Here is a 5,574-nt window from a genome sequence, read left to right as displayed (position 1 = left end):
CGCCGGTTGCAGGGGCTGGCCCCCTCCGGCCCGCCGCTGGCGCGTCCGGGCGGCCGCAGCGTGGCGCTGCGCGCGCATCGCCTGGCCGACAGCCTCGTCACCACCTGCAGCGACGTGACCGAGGCGGCGGCGGCCGAGGCGGCGCTGCGCGAGAGCGAGGCGCGCTTCCGCCTGATCGCCGAGAATTCCGGCGATGTCGTCGCGCTCTGCGACATGGACGGGACGCGGCGCTATGTCTCCCCTGCCTCGGAGCGGGTGCTGGGCTACGCGCCCGAGGCGCTGACCGACCGGCCGGTCGGCGATTTCGTGCATCCCGACGACCAGGACTGGGTCGATGCGGCGGCGACCGCGCTGCGCGGCGGCGACCCCGAGGCCTCGGCCACCTACCGCTTCCGCCGCCCCGACGGCGACTGGCTCTGGGTCGATGTGCGGGCGCGCAGCCATGCCGACCCGGCCACCGGCCAGCCGATCGGCTATGTCGCGGTGATGCGCGACGCGACCGAGGCCAAGGCCGCCGAGGCGCGGCTGCTGGAGGCGCTGGAGCGGATGGAGGAGATGGCCACCACCGACGCGCTGACCGGCCTGGCCAATCGCCGCCGCTTCGAGGAGGCGCTGGCGGTGGAATGGCGCCGCTGCGCGCGGGAGGGGCAGCCGCTCTCGCTGCTGGTGCTCGATGCCGACCGCTTCAAGCGCTTCAACGACCGCTACGGCCATCCGGCCGGCGATGAGTGCCTGCGGCTGGTGGCCGATGCGCTGGCCAGCGTGGCGCGCCGCCCCGGCGACGTGGCGGCGCGGCATGGCGGCGAGGAATTCGCCCTGCTGATGCCCAAGACCGACGCCGCCGGCGCCGCCCTGCTGGCCGAGCGGGTGCGCGCCGCGGTGGCCGATGCGCGGCGGCCGCATCTCGGCAACACGCCCTCCGGCATCGTCACGGTGAGCATCGGTGTCGCCACCACAAGGCCGATGCCGGAGACCGGGCCGGCCGGGCCGGGCATCCTGTCGGGGGCGGATGCGCTGCTCTCGGCCGCCGACCGGGCGCTCTACGCCGCCAAGATGGGCGGGCGCAACCGCATCCGCGTCGCCTCGCCCGAACTGGGCGCGCTGCTCGGCTGAGGCGGCTCAGCCGAACAGGGCGAGGTCGCGGCCGAGCCAGGCGGCCTCGAAGCCGCGCAGCCAGAGCGTGCCCTCGCCCAGATCGAGCAGCAGCCCGCCGCCCTGGCCCTGCGCGCCGGCCAGGGCCGCCGCCCATTCGGCCTGGCTCCAGCCCTGCAGCAGCAGCCGGTCGCCCTCCTCCGGGTTGAAGTCGAGCAGCCGGTCCTGGCCGAAATGGCGGCCGAAGACGAAGCGGTCGGCGCCGGCGCCGCCGGCCAGTTCGTCATCGCCGGCGCCCCCCTCCAGCCAGTCATCGCCCTCGCCGCCGCGCAGCTGATCCTGGCCGGCGCCGCCGATCAGCACGTCGTCGCCGCCCATGCCCCAGAGCCGGCTGCCGGCGTCATGGCCGATGATGCGGTTGTCGAGCCGGTTGCCGGTGCCCTTCAGCGGCGCCTCGCCCAGCAGCACCAGCGCCTCGACATGGGCGGGCAGCTGCGTGTCCACGAAGGCGAACACGGTGTCATAGCCATTGCCCTCGAACTCCAGGATGCGGTCGCGCGGGTCGCGCAGCCAGTAGATGTCGTTGCCCGGCCCGCCATGCATGCGGTCGAAGCCCGCGCCGCCATCCAGCACGTCATGGCCACTGCCGCCGATCAGCCAGTCATCGCCCTCGCCGCCCTCCAGCCAGTCATCGCCGGCCATGCCGTAGAGCATGTCGTTGCCGGCGCCGCCGGCCAGGCGGTTGTCGAGCGCATTGCCGGTGATCCGGTTGTGCGAGGCATTGCCGGTGCCGTTGCGCGCGACATGGCCCCACAGCTCCAGCACCTCGACCCAGTCGGGCAGGGCATAGTCCTCGATCCAGGAGCGCACCGTGTCGAAGCCCTGGTGGATGTGCTCCACCACGATGTCGCGCGGGTCGTTGACGCTGTAGGTATCGTTGCCGAAGCCACCCAGCATCACATCGGCGCCGCTGCCGCCCTTGAGGAAGTCGTTGCCATGGCCGCCTTCCAGCCGGTCGTCGCCGCCGCCGCCCTCCAGCCAGTCATCCCCGGCGCCGCCCTGCAGCCAGTTGTCGAGCGCGTTGCCGTCGATCAGGTTGCCCAGCGCATTGCCGGTGCCGCGCCGCGCCAGGCCTTCCAGCAGCAGCTCCTCGACATGCTCGGGCAGGGTGTAGTCGATGCTGGCGACCACCCGGTCATGCCCCTCCCCCGCCCGCTCGACGACGCGGTCGCCCGGATGGTCCACCCAATAGACATCATCGCCGGCGCCGCCCTCCATCCAATCGGCGCCGCCGCCGCCATTCAGCCGGTCGCGGCCGCCGCCGCCCAGCAGGATGTCGTCGCCCTCCTGGCCGAACAGGTGGTCATCGCCGGCGCCCCCCTCCAGCCGGTCGCCGCCGCCGCCGCCCTCCAGCCAGTCGCGCCCCTCGCCGCCCAGCAGCAGGTCGTTGCCGGCGCCGCCCAGCAGCCGGTCGTCGCCCGCCCCGCCTTCCAGCCGGTCCTGCCCCTCGCCGCCCTCCAGCACGTCATCCCCGGCGCCGCCCCGCAGCACGTCGTCGCCGGCAAGGCCCAGCAGCCGCACCCCGCCATCATGGCCGATGATGACATTGCCCAGCGCGTTGCCGGCGCCGATCCGCGCGCCGGGCAGCAGCTCCAGCCGCTCGACATGCGCGGGCAGGGCGTAGTCGATGCTGGCGCGCACCGTGTCATAGCCCTCGCCCTCCTGCTCGATCACGGCATCGCGGGGATCATCGACGCGGTAGAGGTCATCGCCCGCGCCGCCCAGCATGCGGTCGGCGCCGGGGCCGCCCTCCAGCACGTCGTCGCCGGCATCGCCGATCAGCAGGTCGTCGCCGGCGCCGCCCTCCAGGATGTCGTTGCCCTCCAGCCCGCGCAGCGTGTCGCTGCCGCGGTTGCCGATGAGGTGGTTGTCCGCGGCATTGCCGCCGAGCCAGTCATCGCCGTCGCCGCCCAGGGCGTGCTCGATCACCGTGCCCTCGGCGATCACCAGGCGCTGCCCGGCGATGCGGCTCTCGGTCGCGCCGGAGAGGTCGATGCGCACCGGGCCGCTCACCGCCGCGGCGTTGATGCGGTCCTCCCCGGCCTCGTCGCGCAGCACCTGCCGCTCCGGCATGGCGGCGGCCAGGGCGGCGTACTCATTGGTGAAGATGTGCTCGCTATCCTGGCCGGGGGCGGCGCCGAAGAGCTGCAGCGACCAGCCCAGCAGCCGGCCGCCATTCCCGGGGGCGGCATCCTCGATCACCAGGCGCCATTCGCCGGCCGCCGCCTCGCCCAGGAAATGCGTGCTGGAGAGGGTGAAGCGCAGCGTGCCATCCGCCAGGGTGTAGGCGCCGAGGCCGAGCCGCTGCAGCAGCACGCTGGCGGTGCCGGAGGGCGAGACCAGGGTGATGCGCAGATCGCCGAGCCGCGCATGCTCGAGCGCCAGGGTGAGCTCCGCCCGCTCGACCAGCAGGGCGGCGTCGATCCGCGCGCTCTGGCTGGCGCGGCCCTGCTCCGGCAGGTCGAGCCCGCCCTCCCCCGCCGCCTCGGCCGAGAGCAGGTTGGCCACGGTGGATTGCGCGCGCCAGCTCTCGGCCAGGCGCACCGCGGCCTGGGCGTCGATCAGACCGAAGCCGGCGCGGCGGGAGACATGCAGCCCGCCGCCATTCCACCCCGCCGCGCCATTGTAGGCCCAGCCGGCGCCGTCATCGGTCATGCGGGCCGAGAGCGCCAGGATGCTCTGCACATCCCGGTAGCCCAGCGCCGGATTGGCCTCCAGCATCAGCGCGATGGTGGCGCTGGCCAGCGGCGCGGCATAGGAGGTGGCCGTCGCCGGCGCCACCACCAGCAGCGCCGCGCCGGGGTTGGAGAAGCCCTGCACCTTGCCCTGCGCGTCGGTGGCGCCGACCAGCACCGTCCAGCGGTTGTTGGAATAGGAATGCGTGTTGACGTCGTCGCCCGTGCCGCCGTTGTTGCCGGCCGAGCGGACGAAGATGGTGCCGAGCCCGCCGCGCCCCACGGCCGCCGCCTCGGCCATGGCGGCGGCGGCATATTCGTCGCGGCTGAAATCGTCGCGGAAGGATTCGCCCGAGCGGCTCCAGGAATTCTGCGAGATATCGACCTCCTTCTGGAAGGCCAGCATCTCCGCCTCCTGCGCCACGGTGCGGTGGGCGCGGCTGTCAAAGCCGTAGGAGACCAGGGTGGCGCCGAAGGCGGCGCCGATGCCGCCCGTGCCATTGCCGGCGCGCGCCGCCAGCACCAGGGCGACGCTCTGCCCGTGCAGGTCGCCATCATCGGCCGGGTTGTGGCCGGTGGCGACGCGGCTGGCCGCCCAGTCGATCTGCCCCTGCAACTCGGCCAGGCCGGGGTTCGGCGGGGGGGTATCGACCAGGCCGATCCGCACGCCGCGCCCGCTGTACTCGTCATAGAGAGGGGTGGCGTTGATCCCGGTGCCGGGGCGCAGCTGCCACTGCCCGGGGAACAGAGGATCGTTGAAACTCGCCATGCCGGCCCTGGCCCATCCCGTCTGGAGCGGCCACCAGGGCTAGGGCTGAAAGTTGAAGGGACCGGTAAGGCGGCACGCGAGAAGGTGAAATGCCGGCGGCACCGCGGCGGTGCGGTTCTTCTGGCCTTCGGGGTGGCCGGCGGGGCAGACGGGAGGCATGTCAGCCCGTGCCACGCCCGCCCGGGCCGCCGCCCGCCCGGACGCCGCCGCGCCCCCTGCCGGGGAGGCGCTCAGCTTCGGCTCCTATGACGCGCTGCTGCGGCGCCAGAAGGGGGCGACGCGGCTGATGATCGCGCTGACCGGCGTGGGCGATCCGTCCAAGCCCTTCTCCGGCTTCGATTTCAGTGACGCGCTGGCGCGGCTGCCCGGCACCGATTCGCTGCTGCTGCGCGACCGCGCGCGCAGCTGGTGGCAGGCGGTGGAAGGGCGGGAGGCGCTGCTGGCGCATTGCCGCGCCGTGCTGCGGCAGGGCGGCTATCGCGGCGTCGCCACCCTCGGCATCAGCATGGGCGCCTTCGGCGCGCTGTGGCTGGGCGAGGCGCTGCCCGAGGCGCGGGTGCTGGCCCTGGCGCCGCCCTATTCGGTGGACACGCAGCGGCATGGCCGTTTCATCGTCCGTTACAAGCGCTGGCTGGATGCGCAGCCGGAGGGTGCCGGCGCCGGCACGGATCAGCGCCCGGGCGGCGACCCGGCGCGCTACCTGCTGCTGTTCGGCGATGAGGAGCCGATCGACTTGGCCAATGCCGAGCTGTTCCGGCAGGCCGGCTGGCCCGGCCTGTTCCTGCTGCCGGGCGGCGCGCACAATCTCGGCCATCTGCTGAAGCGCAGCAACGCGCTGGGCCGCATGCTGGCGCTGCTGGCCGGGGATGCGCCCATGGCGGCGGTGGCCGGCGCCGCCGGGGCGCTGGCGCTGCACCCGCATGGCCACGGCCCGGCCATGCTGCGGGCCCGCCGCCTGCTGTATGAAGGTGATGCGGA

Annotated in this window: 3 protein-coding genes; 2 read left to right on the top strand and 1 reads right to left on the bottom strand. The window is 73.9% G+C overall.

Features of this window, described 5'->3' with window-relative positions:
- Positions 1-1,113, top strand: a 1,113-nt coding sequence (locus tag HMPREF0731_RS16690) for a GGDEF domain-containing protein (protein WP_007005351.1), incomplete at its 5' end; no start/stop codon positions are given.
- Between the two features lie 6 nt (positions 1,114-1,119).
- On the opposite strand, the gene HMPREF0731_RS23310 is transcribed toward HMPREF0731_RS16690, so the two are convergent.
- Positions 1,120-4,596, bottom strand: coding sequence for a S8 family serine peptidase (locus tag HMPREF0731_RS23310; protein WP_007005350.1), 3,477 nt, complete (start codon positions 4,594-4,596; stop codon positions 1,120-1,122).
- A gap of 157 nt (positions 4,597-4,753) precedes the next feature.
- On the opposite strand from HMPREF0731_RS23310, the gene HMPREF0731_RS25670 reads away from it, so the two are divergent.
- A partial coding sequence (locus HMPREF0731_RS25670) for a hypothetical protein (RefSeq protein WP_007005349.1) occupies positions 4,754-5,574 on the top strand: 821 nt, incomplete at its 3' end.

The sequence above is a fragment of the Pseudoroseomonas cervicalis ATCC 49957 genome, from assembly GCF_000164635.1.
Classification (GTDB): Bacteria; Pseudomonadota; Alphaproteobacteria; order Acetobacterales; family Acetobacteraceae; genus Pseudoroseomonas; species Pseudoroseomonas cervicalis.
Note: the sequence above shows the minus strand (reverse complement) of the source record. Positions and strands in the feature narration are given on the sequence as shown.

Bases quoted from the DNA above. Each gene is read 5' to 3' on its own strand.
- HMPREF0731_RS23310 (WP_007005350.1), bottom strand. From the start codon at position 4,596: ATGGCGAGTTTCAACGATCCTCTGTTCCCCGGGCAGTGGCAGCTGCGC.